Annotated in this window: 12 protein-coding genes; 5 read left to right on the top strand and 7 right to left on the bottom strand. The window is 50.3% G+C overall.

Annotated features, from left to right (window positions below):
• Positions 1-109: 109 nt before the first annotated feature.
• The gene (locus C5S61_RS01600) at positions 110-892 is read right to left on the bottom strand and encodes a tyrosine-protein phosphatase (RefSeq protein ID WP_110513377.1); all 783 of its coding nucleotides are present in this window, start codon (positions 890-892) and stop codon (positions 110-112) included.
• Positions 893-1216: 324 nt separating this feature from the next.
• Between C5S61_RS01600 and recA the strand changes: the two genes are divergently transcribed.
• Positions 1217-2296 (top strand): recombinase RecA, encoded by a 1080-nt coding sequence (gene recA / locus C5S61_RS01595; RefSeq protein ID WP_110513376.1) that lies wholly within the window; start codon positions 1217-1219, stop codon positions 2294-2296.
• A gap of 70 nt (positions 2297-2366) precedes the next feature.
• Positions 2367-3038 (top strand): RecX family transcriptional regulator, encoded by a 672-nt coding sequence (locus C5S61_RS01590; protein WP_110513375.1) that lies wholly within the window; start codon positions 2367-2369, stop codon positions 3036-3038.
• Here the strand turns inward: C5S61_RS01590 and C5S61_RS01585 are convergent.
• The 4 genes from C5S61_RS01585 to C5S61_RS01570 all read right to left on the bottom strand — a co-directional run bounded on the left by C5S61_RS01585 (position 3035) and on the right by C5S61_RS01570 (position 9970).
• A complete protein-coding gene (locus C5S61_RS01585; RefSeq protein WP_110513374.1) occupies positions 3035-4177 on the bottom strand; it encodes an STAS domain-containing protein in 1143 nt (380 codons plus the stop codon). The two genes, C5S61_RS01590 and C5S61_RS01585, sit on opposite strands and share 4 nt — an antisense overlap.
• 19 nt (positions 4178-4196) lie before the next feature.
• Positions 4197-5315 (bottom strand): STAS domain-containing protein, encoded by a 1119-nt coding sequence (locus tag C5S61_RS01580; protein ID WP_110513373.1) that lies wholly within the window; start codon positions 5313-5315, stop codon positions 4197-4199.
• A 108-nt stretch (positions 5316-5423) separates the two neighbouring features.
• Entirely contained in the window at positions 5424-6221 is a 798-nt protein-coding gene (locus C5S61_RS01575) for a caspase family protein (protein WP_110513372.1), read from the bottom strand.
• Positions 6222-6232: 11 nt separating this feature from the next.
• Complete coding sequence (locus C5S61_RS01570) at positions 6233-9970, bottom strand: CHAT domain-containing protein (RefSeq protein WP_164689156.1); 3738 nt, start codon at positions 9968-9970, stop codon at positions 6233-6235.
• Between the two features lie 119 nt (positions 9971-10089).
• Between C5S61_RS01570 and C5S61_RS01565 the strand changes: the two genes are divergently transcribed.
• Positions 10090-10926: a ComEC/Rec2 family competence protein gene (locus C5S61_RS01565; protein WP_110513370.1), complete on the top strand. Its 837-nt coding sequence runs from the start codon at positions 10090-10092 to the stop codon at positions 10924-10926.
• Positions 10927-10968: 42 nt separating this feature from the next.
• Entirely contained in the window at positions 10969-11235 is a 267-nt protein-coding gene (locus C5S61_RS01560; RefSeq protein WP_054535472.1) for a hypothetical protein, read from the top strand.
• On the opposite strand, the gene C5S61_RS01555 is transcribed toward C5S61_RS01560, so the two are convergent.
• On the bottom strand, positions 11232-12239 hold the full coding sequence (locus C5S61_RS01555) for a hypothetical protein (protein WP_110513369.1): 1008 nt from the start codon (positions 12237-12239) through the stop codon (positions 11232-11234). The two genes, C5S61_RS01560 and C5S61_RS01555, sit on opposite strands and share 4 nt — an antisense overlap.
• Positions 12240-12301: 62 nt before the next feature.
• On the bottom strand, positions 12302-14788 hold the full coding sequence (locus C5S61_RS01550) for a VWA domain-containing protein (RefSeq protein ID WP_110513368.1): 2487 nt from the start codon (positions 14786-14788) through the stop codon (positions 12302-12304).
• Between the two features lie 427 nt (positions 14789-15215).
• Here C5S61_RS01550 and uvrA point away from each other — a divergent pair, with 427 nt between their 5' ends.
• The gene (uvrA, locus tag C5S61_RS01545; RefSeq protein ID WP_110513367.1) at positions 15216-18251 is read left to right on the top strand and encodes an excinuclease ABC subunit UvrA; all 3036 of its coding nucleotides are present in this window, start codon (positions 15216-15218) and stop codon (positions 18249-18251) included.
• Positions 18252-18259: the final 8 nt, after the last annotated feature.

Raw genomic sequence — 18259 nt, 5'->3', positions numbered from 1 at the left:
CACAGTCAAAGCCTAACTAGGATTGCAGCCTAGCAGCATTCGTTCCAAGAGCTAAAATACAAAAAAGCCACCCGTAGGTGACCTTAGCAAGCATAGCTGATGGTTTAGCTTAACGTCGTCGCCACCAACTTTGCTTTTGCGGCTGAATAAAATATGGCTCAGCTTGGGGAATTTGCGCATCAGAAAGCAACAAATGCGGTAATTCTTCGACCATGCGGCGGGCACGCTGCTCGCCAATTAATTTGCTGGCAACGTTAAACGCCTCCTGCATTGCCGGAGCGCGTGCGCCAGTTGGGGCATGGGCATCGCTGGCAATAATTTGGGCCAAATTGTGATAAACCATTTGCGTTGTAATATCTTGCAAACGTTGGCCATGCCAACCAACCAAACTGGCAGCGGTAATTTGCACTACCACGCCACGCTCAATTAATGGAATCAAGAGATTAGGATTATCTTGGAAGACGCGAGTGCGCTCGGGATGGGCTAAAATCACCCGATGCCCTGCAAGTTGTAAATCAAAAATTGAGCGCTGCAAATGTTCAATCACAATGTGCGCTGGCGTTTCCAACAGTACTGCGCGACTGGTGCCATAGCCCAGCAAATCGCCTTGGCGCAAACGCTCGCTTAAATCGCTGGCAACCACAATTTCAGTGCCTAAAACAACTTGCAAGCCTAATTTTGCTCGTTGCAAATATTCGCGCAACTGCACCACCAAATCGCGTAAGCGCGAAGGCAGATAAAGCCGCGATTGAGCCGAGCCAGGCCCGTGTGGCGTAGCGGCCACACATGTCACACCTTCGGCAACTAAGGCGCGGGCAATTGCTAACGAACCACTCCAATCGGTGGGGCCATCATCAATTCCAGGCAGAATATGACAGTGTAAATCGTACATAGAGTGCGCCTTGTTTTAGTTTCAAACTAGACCAAGCAAGTATACCACTATGCCATCGCCCCATACGAGTGAATTAGGGGGGACGATACGGAGTAGTAATTAACAAATTTAACTAATCTCTATAGGTGATGGATTATACCGCCATAGACCTAAAAGTCAAAGGATTATGTTTGGTAACTACGGCTACTTTAACAGAAAGTACTAGCCAAGACAGGAAAAAAAGCCTTGTACTTGACGAACAAGTGTGCTATACTGCCTTGCAGTGGCGACGCAAAGTCTGCCGCACTTTTTCGTAAGCAAGAGTATCTACAAGGAGTCAGAGTAATGGCAATCTCACCCGAAAAAGAAAAGGCCCTCGCCGCCGCCCTCAGTCAGATCGACCGTCAATTTGGTAAAGGCGCAATTATGCGCATGAGCGATCAACGCTTGTCAATCGAAGCCATTCCAACTGGTTCGATCGCCCTCGACTTAGCACTTGGGGTTGGTGGGATTCCACGGGGTCGGGTGATTGAAATCTATGGTCCAGAAAGCTCAGGTAAAACAACCCTGACCCAACATATTGTTGCCGAAACCCAAAAAATGGGTGGCGTTGCCGCCTTTATCGATGCTGAACACGCCTTTGACCCCGTTTATGCAGCCAATTGTGGTGTCAACGTTGAAGATCTGTTGGTCTCACAACCTGACACTGGCGAACAAGCACTCGAAATTTGTGAAACTTTGGTGCGCTCAGGCGCAATCGACGTGATTGTGGTTGACTCAGTTGCAGCACTCGTGCCACGCGCCGAAATTGAAGGCGACATGGGCGATTCACACGTTGGTTTGCAAGCCCGTTTGATGTCGCAAGCGTTACGCAAGCTCTCTGGCGCAGTTGCCAAATCACGCACCGCATTGATCTTTATCAACCAATTGCGGATGAAAATTGGTGTGATGTTCGGCAACCCAGAAACGACAACCGGCGGTAATGCCTTGAAATTCTATGCCTCAGTACGCTTAGATATTCGCAAAATTGAGAGCATCAAGCAAGGCCAAGATGTGACCGGCGCTCGCGCTCGGGTCAAAGTGGTCAAAAATAAAGTTGCACCACCATTCCGCCAAGCTGAATTCGATATTATGTACAACGAAGGCATCTCGCGCGAAGGCAATATTGTCGACGTTGGCGTAACCATGGAAATCCTGCGCAAAAGCGGGGCTTGGTTCTACCTTGGCGACGATCGCTTGGGTCAAGGCCGCGAAAATGCCAAGCAGTTTCTCAAAGATAATCCAGCCTTAGCCGATGAAGTTGAGAAGATGATTCGGGCCGCCTCACCAGGTGCGCCAACCGCTAAAGTAATTGTCGGTGCTGCTGCTGCCAATGGCGGTGCTGCCCCAGCCGACGATGGCGATGGCATTTTCGACGACGAATAATCGGCTCAGCTAATTAATATCCAGAGGGCGTAGCATTGGTTTGCTACGCCTTTTTGTTTGAGGAATTGCCATGCCAACTGGAACAATTACCCAACTAGAACTGCAACAGCACGATCGTGAACGCGTTAATCTCTATATTGATTCGGTTTTTGCCTTGGGCATTAGCCTGCGCACGCTCGAACAACAAGGGCTATACAAAGGCAAAGTGCTGAGCGAAAGCGATTGGCAAGCAATTGCCCAAGCAGAAGAGGTCGATAAAACCTATAACGCAGCCTTGGTGTTTCTAGCGGCTCGCCCACGCTCAAGCCAAGAAATTCGCACGCGCTTGCGCAAACGCGAGTTTCCCGATGAGCATATTGATCTGGCAATTGAGAAACTCGCGCAAATTGGCCTCGTCAACGATGCAGCCTTTGCCCGCTTTTGGGTCGAAAATCGCCAACAACATCGGCCCCGTGGTGCGCGGGCAATTCAGGCTGAGCTTAGTCAAAAAGGCGTAAAGCGCGAATTGATTAGCGAAGTTCTGAATGAGCTAACTGACCAAGATGAAGAGCAAGAACGAGCATTTAGCGTCGCTCGCTCGGCTTTGCGGCGCTATGCCAACGAGCCAACCAAAATGGCGTTTAGCCGCAAAATGGCAGGCCTATTGCAGCGCCGTGGCTTTGGCTTCGATACGATCAAACCAGTGCTTGACCAGCTTTGGCAGGAGCTTCAAAACGACATCGAACCAGAAGAACTTGATTAAGCTGCTCGGCGCACATGCGGTTGCAGCAGCGGCTGCATGGCTTTTTCGAGGGTCAGATAATTCTTAACCATATTGGCTTGCAGATTCAAGTTAACTAATGCGGTGGCAACTTCTGGGCGCAAACCAACCAAAATGGTTTGCGTGCCTAGCAAGTGCGAAGCTTTAGCAATTTGAATAATTGTCTCAGCAACAACCTGATCAATCAGTGAAACCCCGGTAATATCCAAAATAATGGTATGGGCATACACACGTTCAATCGCTGCAAAAATATCGTTTTTCAAGCTTTGGGCATGCGCAGCAGCCATTTCGCCAATTAATGGGGCAATTAATACCCGTGGGAGCACAGGAATAACCGGAATATTGAGTTGGCTAACAATTGTTTGGCTAACTTGCAGTTCATCGAGGGCTTGTTGCAATACATGTTCACGTTGAGCAATCTCATCGAGGGCTTGCTGTAAACTTTGATTGCGCTCGACAACTTTTTGTTCCAATAAATTATGCAGCTGCTGCGCCTCATCCTCACGTTGCAATAAATTATAAATCTCCATATGCAAACTGCTGCCAAAACGCTCAACTAATAAGGCTTGGCTAATAATTCCAATTGTTAGGGTTACAAAAATAACCCAAAAACTTTCGATCATGTCGATTGGTTGTAAAATACCAGCTGATTCGAGTACGCCAACTGTAACAACAATTGCAATTGAAATAGCAGCATTAATAATCAATACTTTACGATTATTGAGCAAGGCGCTGATAATTAACGGAATTGTAAAGAAAACAAAGCCATAGGTGCTATTTTCGCGCAAAATTCCAACGACTGCATAGCCAATTAACAACATTAATTGAATGCTGGCGCTCACAATGATTGCTGCCCGTTGCAAAGCATCATGGCGCACTTGATGCAGCGCAATTGCCGAACCAATGCCCATAATTGAATAGGCTGCCATCGCCATCAATAGTTGCTTAAAGCTATCAGCGGTTGCAGGAAACGCAAGAAAAATAAATACTGAGCTGATTACGCCAAAGACTGCAATTACAAACAAGCCAAGCACAATTGCTTGGAATGCTCGGGCTTGACGGCGTTCGATCAGCTTCTGTTGTGGTAATTGATCAACCCATACACGCCAGCGCTTGAGCATAAGCCATTCCCTCTTACTGCTAATTCAACACGAGCCGTTGATTGGTTAACGATAAAACTGCTTGTTCAAGGTTGGCGAAGGTCTGAATCGATGGAAATTTAATGTGCAATGCAATTAGGGTTTCGGCGACCTCAGGCCGCAAACCAACCAAAATTGTTCGTACCTCAAGAAAACGCACGGTGCTAGCAATATGCAACAGCGCTTTGCCGATAAAGGTATCGATCGTGGTCACGCCAGTTACATCAAGAATAATTGTGTGGGCTTTGTTGGCTTCAATTGCGTTGAAAATATTTTCGGCAAAGGCCTCGGCCCGTTCGCCAGAAACCTCGCCAACCAAGGGAATCACCAAAATGCGCGGCAAGATTGGCAAGGCTGGCGCACTAAGTTGAGTAAAAATCTGTTTGCTATGCTGCAAGGTATCGAGAGTATGTTGTAAAGCAAGTTCGCGCTGTTCAAGCTCGCTTAGTGCTTGGCGCAGGCTGGTAGTACGCTCGTTGACGGTGGCTTCCAGCGAATCGCGCAATTGGCTCAGGCTAGCCTCGCGATCTAAGGCTTCGTGCAAGGTCGTGCGCAGGTTGCTGCCAAAACGATCAACAATCACTGCCTGCAAAATCGTGAGCAAGGTAAACGTACCAATAATTGCTTGCAGATTGATTGGGAGCAGCAATTTGCCAGCCCAACCCTGTGATTCCGCCCAGCCAATGAGGCCAAAAATCGCCAGCGTCAGGCCAGTCATGCCAAAAACCACGCGCCGATTGCTCAACAGGCCAGCTAAAACGATCGGCATCGAAAATGAAACCAGCGTAAAGCCCACCGCTTGGGTATACACGCCAATCGCCCAAAACGAAATCAATAGCTGAATCAGGAAATTACTCAATAAAATCAAAATAGCTTGTTGCAAGGCATTGAATCGAATGCGCCAAAGTACCAACAATGAACTCAAGCCCATCACGCCATAACACACAACTGCCAGCAGCATTTGATTCGCAGAGCCACTGGTCAGCGGTGCAGTGACAACCCCAATCGCTGAAACGAGCATGAGCGTCAGCACCATATGTTGAAGCAACATCGCTTGGCGACGTTCGACCACATGTTGTTGTGGCAAGCGCTCAAGCCATGCCCGCAATCGCATAACCATAAGGGGGATTCCTTAGCTATCTAGATTCGCTTTATTATCCCCCCAATGTCAACTATTTGCCTTGTTGATCGTCCTGTTTTAACCTACCCCGTAGAGGGGATATTCTGGTTAATCAACTCGCAGCAGCAGTGAGGAATTCATGCCATTCGTCAGCTTGGGGCTTTGCTGAATTCCGGCCAGATCGCAGGCATCAAGCACCGCGTGATAGGCGGCTTTGAACAATGTTTGAACATCATAGCTTTGACCAGCGGCAAGCTGTTCGAGAAATTTGGCAGTAAACAACGAATTGGCTTCGCCAGGCAAAATGTAGGATTGTTCGTTATCGTTACAGCCAGCCAAAAGCATTTGATTGCTAGGAATTGGATCGGTAGCAGTGCGCGGCGGCAGCGCAGCCGATCCAATAATCTGCTTAACCAAGCCATTTGGTAATTCTTTGGCGATCAAGCCAGCAGGAGCCATCGCCGCAGAGCCGCTATGACAGGCATCGAGCACAACCAACAAGGGCGCTTTTTCACGAATTGGCGTGAGCCATGCCCGCAACTCATCATCGCGCACGAAACTGCCTATGCCTTGCTCCAAGCCACATTCATAGGGACACAAAAATTCCTCTTTGCCATCGTTCTCGTCGCCATTATCGTCGTCGAAGCTCGCGCCATGGCCTGAATAATAGAAAATCGCCAGATCATCAGCTGTTACTGTTTCCGCCAGCCATTGCAGGGCGGCCTGAAGGTTCGCTTTGGTTGCCTGCTCATCAAACAATACCTGCTCAAGCAGAGGCTGGTTGCTCAAGGAACGTAGCGCATTCAAAAACGCTTTGGCATCATCACAACATGTCGGCAAGGGCGGAATCGCCGGATTGGCATAGACACTGACCCCAACCGCTACCACCAGCAAACGCTTTGGCATACTTTGCTCCTTCAACGTTTTCCAATTGGAATAAAGGCTGCCCAATAAAATGGATGAGCCAAATGCGGCTTGTCCTGCTGGGCAATCAATTGTTGCTTGGCTTTGGTCAAGATTGCTGCTTTATCGGCGCTTGGTTGTTGGCTGAGCAAGCCAAAATAGGCTGTAACCAAATCCATCGTGGCCAAAACATCGACCGACCACAAGCTTGCAATAATCGTTGGACTGCCACGATACATCAGCGCCCGCGTGAGGCTATTGATGCCCTCGCCACGTGAAATTAAGCCCAAGCCAGCTTGGCAGGCTGCCAAAAAAATCAATTCAGTTTGTGGCAACTGCAACTCAAATAGATCATGAATGCCCAAAAATCCATCTTGGCCGCTGTGATCGCTGCTACCATCAGGGGCGGCCAAATTAAAAACCAAGCCCGAAAATTGTGGATATTTATCGTTGAACACGCCATGGCCTGCAAAAATAATGTAGCGCATAGCCTGCTCGCTCAAGATACGTTTGAAATTAGCTTCGTTCGATTGCAATTCGGCCTTGGCTGGCGTGCGATCTGCTTGCCAGGCAGTGAGTTGTACAATATTTCCATGCTCAGCTAATTCAGCCAAAACCTTGCTGAGCACGCTGGTTTGGCTCAAATCGTTGTAGCTGATCATTAATTCTTGGGCATAGATATGGCCAGGATAAACGCTCGGCACATTCGTTTGATAATTGATGTTGTAAATTCCCAAGGCCAGATTTGCCGCTTCAGTTGTTGCTTGATGCTGAAGTTGTAGCCAAAGGCTAATCGATTGAGCGCTGGAAATGCTGGCATGATTCAGCCAATAAAATGGCACTAAATCATGGCAAATTTGCTCTGCTGTAGCCTGATCGGGAGCAGTTTGGCGATAAGTCGCCGGATCAAGCGGCTGCTGGTTTGCATCAAGCGGATCATCGAAAAACAACAAATCAAAGGGCAAATAATATAAAATTCCATCGGGAATGATAATTAACTGCTTGCCCCGCAATTGCTCCTTCAACCCCGCCGCCCAAAGTGGCGCAAACAACAATTGAACCACCTCGCGATTGGCGCGCACAAACTCCTGCCAACGCGCCGCGCCACGTTGAACATACCAAATCAAACGCGCCACGGCATATTCGATTTTGGCGCGGCAGGCTAGCTCAAAGGCATGTAATTGTTGGCTATCTGCATACAGCACATAGCTCCATTCGCTGCCAATTGTAAAGCTCAGAATGACCGTATTTGGGCGTTGGGCCAAGGCCGCTTGCAAACCAGGCCAAGTTATCAATTGGGGCTGGAGTGCTTGATCTTGGCTTGCCACGGCTTGGGCAATTGTGCTTTGCAAGGCTTGCCAAGCGCCAAAAGCGTTGCGTTGATCAGCCAATAATGTGGCTAAATCAGCGCTTGCTGGCTGTTGCAAAGACAAACGAATTGCGATGCTGCGGGCGGCAATTGCTGCGGCAAGGGCTGCTCGTTGCTGCTTCAACTCAGGGCTAAGCCCACGCTCACGCTCAATTTGGCTAGCCTCAAGCAACTGTTCAAAGCCATGGGCGCGCAAGCTTTCGCTCAATTCGAGCAATGGGTGGTGGTCGGTCGAATGCTTGAAATGGAAATGCATGGCGCATTCGAAGACCTGAAATTTATCTTGCAATGCCGCCATTTGCCAATCGCTTTGCTGCACATTTTCGCGCAGCAATTGCACCAATTCGCAAGCGTTAGCATAGGCTTGCTGGGCTTTGGGTAGGTCGTTGAGCGCTTCGTGGGCGCGGGCAATCGTCAACCACACCCGCCAGCCAGCCTCAGGAATCAAGATTCCGCGCATTTGGGCTTGTTTGAGCGCAGCTTGCGGCTTAAGTTCGCTCAAACCGAGCGCTTGCAAGCAATTTTGGGCTGTACTCAAAGCAGCGGCTGGCTGGCCCAGCAACAATTGCACTTCGCCGATATTAGCAAATAACAGTGCTTGTAACACCCGATCAGCCGAGGTTTGGTTGAGTGCAGCGAGCGCCTGTTGCAATAAGTGCAGGGCTTGTTGATAGAGCTGATCTGCTGTGCCCAAATCGTGCAAACTGGCCGCTAAATCGGGCGAGAACCAACCAGCCTCATGCACGAGATTGGCTTGCAACCAAGCGATATTAGCCTGATTGGCAAGAATCAAACTGCGATATGAAGCCAAATTTGATGCTTGTGCAGCCAAGGCCAAGGCTTCTGCATAGGCTTGTTCTGCTTGGGTCAAGGCTTGACGATGCTTGCTATATTTCAGCCCCAACCACGCTTCTGGCGGTTGATCGCCGCGCAACAGCACTTGCTCAGTTTTGTCGTAGCTCATGTAGCCACGATGATCGAGCAAATTATTGCGCACAAAAGCAATATTGCCGCGATTGATCGCCGCCAAACATTGGCCTTCGCGGTCGTCGGCAGCCAAAAAATTGGCCATGCTAGCATAGCAACGCTCAGCAGCAGCATAATCGCCAAGCATAATCAAACTATTGCCTTGCCATTGCGCCAACAAGCCAACAAAAGCCCGATTTTGGTGCGTATGGCTGGCAAAGTGGTGATTATCGAGCAAGGCTTGGCTAGCGGCAATAGTTGAGCCAAAGCATTGTTGGGCTAATTCAGGCTGGCCTAGCACAAAGGCCAATTCGCCGCGCAAGGCTTCAAGCAACAAACCCAACGGAGCTTTGCAATCAGGCATTTGGCTTAGCAAATGGTGGGCTTGAATTGGCTGAAATAATTGCTGTTCTGTCCAGGTGAGCCACCATTGCAGCACCAATTGCTGGCGCTTGCCAAGCTGAGCATCAACCACAAGCCCTGCCAACAAGGCCTGCCAAACAGGTTTAAGCTCATTAAGGATCTGAGTTTTAGGGGTAGCAAAGCGCAAGATATTTGGCATTGGCAGATTGACTGCTGGCAAGGGTAAGCCGCGCTGTGGGCTGGGTGCTAATCCGTCATCCTCGTCATCATCAGGCCCAACTTCGGCAGGAGTTAAGGCCATAATTGCCTGTTGCAGCGCTTGGAGCAAGGCTTGATCGGTCGTATTGTGCAGTTGGTAGGCCAACAAAACCGCTTCAAGCATTGCGCGTAAATCATCAATTAACCCTGGTTTTAATTGATTGTCGAGCCATGGCACAAGCTCGTGCGCAGCTTGGGGATGCGCTGCCCGTGCCCGATTGAAGGTTTCAATGATGCCAGCGTAATCGGCTACTTGGCGTTGCAGCAAGATTAAGCTAATCGCGGCCTCAAGTTCGTTATTGCTTGCCAAGGCTTGCATAATTGGCTGCCAAAGCGCTGCGATGTCGCCAAAAAGTGCGTGCGCATGCAGCTCGCAGGCATACAACTCAGCCTCATCGGCCACGCAAATCGTCCAGCTTGCAGAGCGCGAATCGTTGCTGACGCTGCTACAAAACGAGCGAATTGCTTGGATTTGTTTGGCGCTGAGGATTGGTTGGTTGGCTTGCCAAAGGTTGGGGAGTTGCAGAGGCAGGTTGGTTTGCTGCTGATTTAATTCGCAATACTGCTGAACATTGCCATGCCACAACGCGAGCTGCTTGGCGCTGGCGTTAATGTGTTGGTTAAATCCTTGATCAGGCCAGCAATTGGCCGCAGCTTGCTGCTGCAAACCAGCAAATACAGCAGGAATCCAATCGAATACCACCAGTTGCAACGCTTGTTGCAGCGCCACGCCTTGTTGGTATTGATCAGTTAAGCGTTGTTTTGCCAGCCATTCGGTCAACCAGACTGTGGTCATCCCAGCCTCCAAGCGCGATGTTGGCAGCATTTTAGCAAATTGCGACCCAAAATACGAGCAACCATGCCAAATTTTGGCTTTTTGTGGCTCTAGCTGTTCAACGTTCCAAGGAGCAATCTATGCAACAATTGTGGCAACGTTGGCAGCAATTGGCAAGCTGGCAGCGCTGGTTGGCGCGAATCATTGGTCTTAGTGGCATCGTTGTGGCTTGGCAAGCATGGCACTATCGTGGCGATGGCAATCTGCATCTGTTTGTGCCCGCCATTGCTGGCAATAGCGTTTTGGTTCAAACGCCCAATGCCAAGCAAATTGTGATCGATGGCAGCACCGATCCAGTTGCAATTATGGCGCTTATGGGCGAGCGCTTGCCTTTTTGGCAACGCCAAATTGATCTTTTAGTGTTAACCAGCAGCGAGCCAGAGCAATTAAGTGGTGCTTTGGCCTTAGCGCGCAGTTATCAGATTGGCATCTTGCTGGCCCCAGCCTTCGAGCACGATCCTGTGGCTGCTGAGCTAGCCCAAGCCTTGAAGCAACAACGCAGTCGCGTGGTCTTTATCGAGGCGGGCCAAACGCTCAGCGTCGATCAGGTGCAGGTAACGGTTTTGGCTGCTCCCCAAGCTCAATCGCAAGCAATTATCAAACTCAGTTTTGGCTCATGGCACAGTCTCATTGGCCTCAATCCAAGTGATCGGGTTGCCAAGCAATTGCCTGTTGCCCAGCTGCAATGTCAATTATTGATCTGGCCATGGTCGCGGGGCGATGATCGTTCGCTAGCCAATAGCTGCGGTGCGCAAGCCCTGATTTATAGCCAAGGCCAGCCAGAACAACAAGATCCGCGTAGCTATTTTGCCCGTGGCAGCCAAGAACGGCGCTTGCTGCACGAAAAACTCGATGGCTCAGTTCACATTCGCAGCGATGGCCAACGGATGTGGTTGCAAACCCATGCCCAACCTTAACATGCTAAAATAGAACGCATCCCCACAGCCAAGGAGGCCAGTATGCGCAAAAAAGTTGCCCGTGCTTTATTCAACGATCAGCAAGATGAGCCAGCAAGCCCACCCAAACTAATTCGTTTTGGCAGCACGCAAAGCGATCAATGCAGTTTGTATGATGCTCCCGCCAAATTCGAGCAATGCTTGGGCTGCGAGTATCGGCGTGGCAGCAAAGGGCTTGGCATTCTCTGCGGCCATCGCTTTGGGCTTGATCCCACCTATATCAACGGAATTTTGACCCAAATTCGTGATGATGAGATTTTGCCGCTCTAACGTTGCGCTGCGGGCGTTGGCCGACTTATGCTGAGCACAAACCAAATCACGCCAATAATGATTGCGGTGTAGACAATTGAATAAACTAAGCCCAACGGTTGGGCAAATGGAATCGATTTGAAGATAATCAAATTGCTAAGCAGCAAATACACCAAGGTATTGGCTCCAATTGGTTGCAAGATGCGCACAAACCACGAGCTGCGAGCTAGCAAACTGGCAACGCTAAACCAGAGCAAGGCCGCCGCCAAACCGCCAACAATCCAATGCCAACTTGGCGGAAAGCGATTAAACGGTTGTTGTTCAAGCGAGCGCCAAACCAGCCAAGCAAAGCCAAGCCCGCCTAAAAGCCAGGTGGGCCATGAGCCACGCCATTGTTGCTGAGCGAAGAGCATCCCTAAGAAGAAAATTGGGCTATATTGCAAGGCCGGAAAAGGATAGGCCAACGGTGGATTTGTGCCAACCAATAAACTTAATGGCACCGAAGTGACCTTGGCATAGGGGAAAAACGTCGTGCCAAGTAAAAGCCCAATCAAGCCCAACATTAACCATGGACGTTGGAGCAGCCAACGTAACGGCGTGCGGGCCAGCATTGCAACGCTAAGCAAAATTGCGAAGCTAATCAAAAACTCGCAATACATCGGCAATTTTTGAAATATGATCAGATCAACGAAGCGGGGCCATGTCAGCGGTTGGTTTTCAATCAGCAACATCGACATCAAGCCAGAAATATAATAGGCAACAACTAATTTAATAATCGTGCTGATCATTTGGCGATAACGTGGTTGATCATTGAGGTAGGCAAAGCGTGCAGTGTAGCCAAAACAAAAGACAAAGCCAGCAAACGAGCTAGCATCGCCAATAAATTCGCCTAATTGAACTTGTTTCCATTGGCGATCAGCACTAAATTTAATCACATGGGCCAGAATCATGCCCCAAACGAGCAAGCCCTTCATCACATCGATGCTATGGTTGCGCGGGCGGGCAGTAGCTACGGGCTGCGCCATGGTCACTCCTTGGATATGCAATCAAGCCAAAAGCTTGTCCAAGAGTACCATGGTTTAAATAATTAACGAATCACGCCCCGCCGGATTGCAATTTCAACCAACCACAAACCTAAAGCCAACACAATGAGCCACGGCCACCATTGAATTGTGTTTGCTTGGTTGGCAACTTGAATACTTGGGGCAATTTGCTGCAACGTGCCAAGCTGGCCGCGACCAAGGATGGTCAATTGTTGCAACAGCACTGGATTGGCTGAAACCGCCCATTCGCGATTGTAGGGCTGAATTACGCCCGCCTGGCTTTCGAGCCGATTTTGGCTTTGCTCTAAGGCCGCCAAAATATGGTAAGCCCCCGTTTGCGGAACCTCGGCCACAGCTTGATAGCGGCCTGGGGCAATTTGCGGAGCACGCAAGACCTGTTCGCTGCCATCAGGAGCCAGCACCCGCAAGCCCACATCGGCTAAATCGTAGAGTTCGCCAGTTTCTGCTTGCGCATCGAGGGTAATAATTGCTTGATTTTGTTGTAGCTCGCTGCTGATTCGCAAATCGCCACGGGCGGGATTGGGGTAGGTAGCAGCAATGATTTGGGCCATCGTATTGCCCCAATTTGGCCACTGCCGCCATGGTGAAGTCCAGCGTTCGCCGCCATCTGAGGTAAACGCGCTAGCCCGCCCAAGCCCATATTGCCACGTGGCGAGGAGAATATCGCCCTCGCTGGTGGTGAGCAATTGCTCAGCCTCAGGCTTCGGAGTAACCGCTACATAGCCGCCAAACGGTGGCATTTCGCCAAGGTTAAGGCCACGAATCGCTGGGTGCGGCGTGGCAAGATTTGCCTGAAATTGGCCTTCAGTTAATGGATTTTCGCGGGCAATTTCTGCTTCTTGCAGCGTCAGGCGTGGAATATCATCGGGCCTTGAGGCAAAGTGATAACGCCCAGCACCTAATTTGGCCAATGATTCGAGCAAAACAGTATCAGCATCGCCACCAATCGCAATCGTCGAAAGCGTGATGCCTTGCGCGCGCAATGGCGCAATCAGCGATTCATACGAGCTTTCGCCGCCAGAACGACCGTCAGTCAACAGCACAGCGTGGCGAACTTTGCCAGTTTGTTGGGCTAAACCACCTAAACCAACATCTAAGGCTGCATAAATATTGGTGCCGCCGCCAGCACTCAAGCCAGCAATGCTATTTTGAATTTCGCTCAGTTGCAAGCCTTGGCCAACCTTGGTGAAATTGACTGTCCAATCGTTGGTATCGTCAAAGGCCAACACGCCAATCGTATCGTCGGCTCCCAAGGAATCGGTGGCAGCAATCGCAGCGGCCTTGGCAAGGCTAAATTTATCTTTGCCATACTCGCCGAGCATACTTGCCGAGCGATCGAGAATTAGCAGCAGCGTGACAGTTGGGCGCTCGCGGCGCGGCGGCGGCTCCATCGAAACTGGCAATAATTCTTCGAGCGGGGTTCCTGCATAGCTGCCCAAGTTATAGCTGTTCGTCCCACCAAGCACGACCACGCCATGGCCAAGGCTGCGCACAAATTCACGCAAAGCCAATTGCTGATCAAGGCTTAAATCGTTGGCCGAAATATCTTGCAAAACGATTGAATCATACACCCGCAGTTGGCTTAAACTGGTGGGCAAGGCTGCTGGCCGCAAGGCTTCAGTCACCAAATTGGCAGCTTCTAAAGCATCGCGCAAATTGGCCGAGCTATCCGGCGACCGCTCAATAATCAGCACGCGTGGCGGCGGGCCAACCACAGTCCAAGCAGCAAGTTGATTGTTATCTGGTTGTTGATCGTTGGTGGCAAGCAAGCTGGCTTGAAAACGATGAAACCCGCGTGCGCCAGCGGTTGATTGAAATGAAACCAGATTGCGGCCTTCGCTAATATCGATCGTTCGCGCAGCCAGGCCAACGCCATCGCTGCTTAATTCAAGCCGCACTTGGCCGCTGACGCTCGAATAAAGCACAACATCGGCGCTAAATCGTTCGCCTTCGCGCAAGGCAGGTGGCACAATCAGCGATTCAACCCGAATATCGGTTTCGAGATAGCTCATTGGCACGCTATGCAAACGAATTGAGCGCTGAGCAAAACTACTAACCTGATTCTGCCCGTTGGTCGTTGTGCTGGCTCCATCACTGAGCAAAATAATATCGCCGCCTTGCGGCAATAAACCACCAGCAAATTGCAAGGCTCCAGCCAAATCGCTGCCACTGGGATCGATTGCTGGGCGTTGGTTGGTTTGGCTCACCTGCACATCGGCCCCAAAGGCCAACAAACGCACTGGGCGTTGCTCAATTTGTTGCTCGTAAAAAGCAAGCGCCTCATTCCAAGCGGCATCACGCACATCGCTTGGCAAATTGGCCGATTGATCGACAAGCAAAATTAATGGGCTAGCTTGTTGATTGGTTTGGCTGCGCGGTAAGGCCAGCGACAGCACAATACAGCCGAGGATAGTTAAACGCAGCCCAATCACGCGCCAATCGAGCGTTGCTCGCCGCGCAATCCACCAGCCAACTAAAACTATAATGAGGAACAAGCCCAAAAATATCATGCAAGCGCCATCGTGAGGTCGTCACAACAAATCATCGTTTGAAGCATACCATAAATAGAAGGATGAATTATGAGGGATGAATTATGAACCACTATTTCAAAAAGGATGAAGGATGAAGGATGAATTATGAACCACTATTTGCATGCAATAAGGCTCTAGGCTATGAAAATGATCAACCGCCACACTTCATAATCTTCGCGTTCTTCGGGGTTAAATTTCATTCTTCATCCCTCATAATTCATCCTTACCATTAACGGATTTCATTCAAAAGTCGCGGATCATGGCGGGCAAACTCTGTTATAATGAACACGTCTGTTCGATTATTCAGCTCCCCAAGCGCTGCCGCTGGAGTAACGCGCGGGGCTTTTTCCTGTTCAAGCACCAAAAAAGTGCTTAAAGACATAGATTTTACGATAAAGGCGGGTGTATGGCGCAGGATAAAATTGTGATCAAGGGCGCTCGTGAGCACAATCTTAAAAACATCGACATCGAACTTCCACGCGATCAATTAGTTGTGCTGACCGGTGTTTCTGGTTCAGGTAAATCATCGTTAGCCTTTGATACGTTATATGCTGAAGGCCAGCGCCGCTATGTTGAATCGCTCTCATCGTATGCGCGCCAGTTTTTGGGCCAACTCGAAAAGCCCAAGGTCGATTTTATCGGCGGGCTATCACCAGCAATTGCAATCGAACAAAAATCTGCCTCGAAAAACCCGCGCTCAACCGTTGGCACGGTCACCGAAATTTATGATTATCTGCGGGTCTTGTTTGCGCGGATTGGCGTGCCACATTGCCATAATTGTGGGAAGCCAATCGGCTCGCAAACCGCTGAACAGATGGTTAATCGGGTCAATGAACTGCCCAAGGGCACGCGCTTTATGATTTTAGCGCCGATGGTTGCTGCCCGCAAAGGCGAATACAAAGATATTTTCGACGATGCCCGCTCGCAAGGGTTTTCGCGGGTACGGGTCGATGGCGAAATTCGCGACCTGCAAGACGACATTAAACTCAATAAAAAAGTTAAACATACGATTGATATTGTGGTTGATCGCTTAGTTGTGCCAACCGAAGATGATGAAACCTTCAGTTCGCGACTCAACGATAGCGTTGAAACCGCGCTGCGTACAGCAAATGGCACGATCATCATCGCCCTGCCTGAGTTTGCCCAACAAACTGAAAAATCAAAAACCAAAAAAGCCAAGGCCAAAGCGGTAGCCGAGGTTGAAGAAGAATTGTTGCCAGAAGAAGAAACCAGCATTACTGGTTTGAACGCCGCTGGCGATATTGTGATGAGCGAAGATTATGCCTGTGTTGATTGTGGCATTTCGTTCCTTGAACTCAACCCACAAATGTTTTCCTTCAATGCGCCACAGGGTGCGTGTCCTTCATGTGCTGGCTTAGGCACGCGCTTGGAAGTTGACCCAGAACTGCTAGTGCCAAACCCCAATTTATCGTTGCACGATGGCGCGGTGACGTATTGGGGCGAGTTGCGCAAAAAAGTTGGCAGCTGGGGCTATCGCGCGTTGCAAGCAATCGCCGCCCATTACAAGTTCGACCTTGATACGCCGTGGAAAGATCTCTCGCCACAGGTGCGCGAGGTTTTGACTAAAGGTTCTGGCAGCGAAAAAGTTAAGCACGTCTGGAGCGAAGGTCAATCCAAGGGCGAATATTTTCGTCGTTGGGAGGGCTTGGGAGCCGAAATTATGCGCCGCTTCCAGCAAACTGGCGTGGAAAATATGCGCGAGCATTATCAACAATGGATGAGCGATCAGCCTTGTCATGCATGTCATGGCGCGAAGTTGCGGCCAGAAAGTTTGGCAGTTACGGTTGGCGGCGAAAATGTGCAACAAATTTGTGCCAAAACTGTGGCCCAAGGCTATGCATGGGCCTGTGGCCTCACCGGCAGCGATGCCCATTGGGTCAGCCGCGATGGCCTCGATACCACGGTGTTGCCATTGCTGGCTTCAGCGCCAACACCCGTCAAGCTTGATGGTCGCCAACTGGAAATTGCTGGCGAAGTGCTCAAAGAAATTCGCGAGCGCTTGGGCTTTTTGCTCAACGTTGGTTTGCACTATCTGACGCTTGATCGCTCAGCACCATCGCTCTCTGGCGGCGAGGCCCAGCGCATCCGCTTGGCTTCGCAAATTGGCGCAGGCTTGATGGGCGTGATGTATATTCTCGACGAGCCATCAATTGGTTTGCACCAACGTGATAATCGTAAATTGATTGACACATTGACCAAATTGCGCGACCTTGGCAACACCGTAATTGTGGTTGAGCACGACGAAGATACCATGAAGGCCGCCGATTGGCTGGTTGACTTCGGGCCTGGTGCTGGGGTCAACGGTGGTAAAGTTGTGGCCGAAGGGAAACCAGAATATATCAGCAGCAATGGCTCGTTGACTGGCAGCTATTTGTCTGGGCGCTTGAAAATTGAAGTGCCAGAAACCCGCCGCCCAGCCAAGGGCCATATCACTTTGCGCGGCGCGACCCACAACAACCTCAACAACCTCGACATCACGATTCCGTTGGGCACGTTGATTGCAGTGACTGGGGTTTCTGGCTCGGGTAAATCGTCGCTGATCACCGAAACGCTCTATCCAGCTTTGGCAAATTTGCTCAATCGCGCCCAATTGCGGGTTGGCAAATACGATACTCTCGAAGGTTTAGAGCAGCTTGATAAAGTGATCGACATCGATCAGCAGCCGATTGGCCGCACGCCACGCTCGAATCCAGCAACCTATGTTAAGTTGTTTGATCAGATTCGTGAGGTGTTTTCGAACACGCCTGATGCTAAGCTCCGCGGCTATGAACCAGGCCGTTTCTCGTTCAACGTCAAAGGTGGGCGTTGCGAAGCCTGCCAAGGCAATGGCGAGCAAAAGATCGAAATGCACTTCTTGGCCGATGTGTGGGTGCGCTGCGACGAGTGCAAAGGCAAGCGCTACAATCGCGAAACCTTGCAAGTGCGCTACAAAGGCAAAACGATCTCTGATGTGCTGGATATGGATGTGCATGCAGCGCTTGAGTTCTTCGAGAACCATCCCAAGCTCAAACGGGTGCTACAGACCTTGCACGATGTCGGCTTGGATTACATCAAACTTGGTCAATCGGCGACGACGCTCTCTGGTGGCGAAGCCCAACGGGTCAAGTTGGCCAAAGAATTAGCGCGGGTGGCCACAGGCCGCACGATCTACATTCTCGATGAGCCAACCACCGGCTTGCACTTCGCCGACGTGCAAAATCTCTTGCGCGTGATTCAGCGCTTGGTCAAAGCTGGCAACACCGTTTTGGTGATTGAACACAGCCTTGATGTGATTAAAACTGCCGATTGGATTATCGATCTTGGGCCTGAGGGTGGCACTGGCGGCGGGTATATTATTGCTCAAGGTACGCCCGAAGAAGTTGCGCAGCACCCAACCTCGCATACTGCGGTCTTCTTGCGCGATTTGCTGAACGTTGGCTGAAATTAACT

The organism is Herpetosiphon llansteffanensis (assembly GCF_003205875.1).
GTDB classification, from domain to species: domain Bacteria; phylum Chloroflexota; class Chloroflexia; order Chloroflexales; family Herpetosiphonaceae; genus Herpetosiphon; species Herpetosiphon llansteffanensis.
Note: the sequence above shows the minus strand (reverse complement) of the source record. Positions and strands in the feature narration are given on the sequence as shown.

Bases quoted from the DNA above. Each gene is read 5' to 3' on its own strand.
- C5S61_RS01600 (WP_110513377.1), bottom strand. From the start codon at position 892: ATGTACGATTTACACTGTCATATTCTGCCTGGAATTGATGATGGCCCC.
- recA (WP_110513376.1), top strand. From the start codon at position 1,217: ATGGCAATCTCACCCGAAAAAGAAAAGGCCCTCGCCGCCGCCCTCAGT.
- C5S61_RS01590 (WP_110513375.1), top strand. From the start codon at position 2,367: ATGCCAACTGGAACAATTACCCAACTAGAACTGCAACAGCACGATCGT.
- C5S61_RS01585 (WP_110513374.1), bottom strand. From the start codon at position 4,177: ATGCTCAAGCGCTGGCGTGTATGGGTTGATCAATTACCACAACAGAAG.
- C5S61_RS01580 (WP_110513373.1), bottom strand. From the start codon at position 5,315: ATGGTTATGCGATTGCGGGCATGGCTTGAGCGCTTGCCACAACAACAT.
- C5S61_RS01575 (WP_110513372.1), bottom strand. From the start codon at position 6,221: ATGCCAAAGCGTTTGCTGGTGGTAGCGGTTGGGGTCAGTGTCTATGCC.
- C5S61_RS01570 (WP_164689156.1), bottom strand. From the start codon at position 9,970: ATGACCACAGTCTGGTTGACCGAATGGCTGGCAAAACAACGCTTAACT.
- C5S61_RS01565 (WP_110513370.1), top strand. From the start codon at position 10,090: ATGCAACAATTGTGGCAACGTTGGCAGCAATTGGCAAGCTGGCAGCGC.
- C5S61_RS01560 (WP_054535472.1), top strand. From the start codon at position 10,969: ATGCGCAAAAAAGTTGCCCGTGCTTTATTCAACGATCAGCAAGATGAG.
- C5S61_RS01555 (WP_110513369.1), bottom strand. From the start codon at position 12,239: ATGGCGCAGCCCGTAGCTACTGCCCGCCCGCGCAACCATAGCATCGAT.
- C5S61_RS01550 (WP_110513368.1), bottom strand. From the start codon at position 14,788: ATGATATTTTTGGGCTTGTTCCTCATTATAGTTTTAGTTGGCTGGTGG.
- uvrA (WP_110513367.1), top strand. From the start codon at position 15,216: ATGGCGCAGGATAAAATTGTGATCAAGGGCGCTCGTGAGCACAATCTT.